A 1,139-nucleotide genomic window follows, 5' to 3' on the forward strand; every position below is an offset into this window, starting at 1 on the left:
CCGATCATGGCGTCGCCGCCGAAAGTGAACATGCCTGTATTGCGGTTATCGTTGAAGGGTGAGGTTCCGTTGAGGGAGCGGTCGAAGCGGATTTCGGGGCGCAGGGCGAAGACGCGTACGCCATGGCCGAGATCGGGGCGGTATGTGACACCGAGGGTGAGTGCGCCATAGGTTGTGGGTGCGGCGGTTTCTGCCGGGGCGTAGCCCCCCTTGAAGGCGTTCATATAGGCCTGGTTGTTGAGGAAGCTCACCACGAACAGGCCGGAATTGTCGCGATAGAGCTCACCGCGGTAATTGAAGGTCAGGCTGGGGGTGATCTTGTAGGCGGCGAAGGTGACGACGCTCCATGTCTCGGCGCGCAGCCCATCATCATGCAGGAAGTTGAATTCGCCTGTGAGGCTGAGCTTGTCGTTCACGGTGTAATAGGCGGCGATATCGTTCCACCAGCGCTGGGCGGTATTGGCGACGGGGCCGAGCGCGTTCACGGCGTTTTCCGGCCCGACGCGCGACAGCTCGACGATATTGAGCTTGCCGCCTGCAAGGCCATTCAGGTTGAAGCCGAAATACCCGGCGGCGGCATTGTTGTTGTCATTGCCGCCGAATGTGGTCTGATTGCCTGTATCGACGCCGAAATTGAAATCGATGGTCTTGTTGATATGCCAGTGGAACATGGCGCCGAGATGCTCGAAGGGCACGGAATATTGTGAGGTATAGGCCAGGGTGTAGAAGGGGCGGACCGTGGGGTCGAGCACTTCCACGCCCATGGGGGCCTGAAGAATACCGGCCTGCATGTCGATCCCGCCTTGGGTCAGGACCGGGGCGTGCACGTCCACATGGGCCTGGATGGGCAGGATCTGGTAGCGATCGCCGATGGCACGGTTGGAGACGCCGAGCAGGTGATAATAGCGCGCATCCGAGCCATAGAGGCCCTGGAGGGTGAAACCGACCTGATAGGTTGATTTGGCCGGGTCGATGGGCTTGGTCAGGGTCAGGCTGAGCTGGTTGAGCTGGGCCTGATTGGCATGGTCGCCGAGGAAGTTGCCGAAATTGATGCCGTTATCGGGGCGTGCCGGGTTGGCTGTGATCCCGCCCTCGATCAGCCCTGTGAGGACGATATCCTGCAGCCACGGGCTCTGGGC

The 1,139-nt window shown here is 60.8% G+C and carries 1 protein-coding gene; it reads right to left on the reverse strand.

The features are described 5' to 3' along the window. On the reverse strand, positions 1-1,139 hold a 1,139-nt coding region (locus AA0535_RS10850; protein WP_264816158.1), incomplete at both ends, for a porin.

This window comes from Asaia krungthepensis NRIC 0535 (assembly GCF_025995175.1).
In the GTDB taxonomy this organism is placed as follows: Bacteria; Pseudomonadota; Alphaproteobacteria; order Acetobacterales; family Acetobacteraceae; genus Asaia; species Asaia krungthepensis.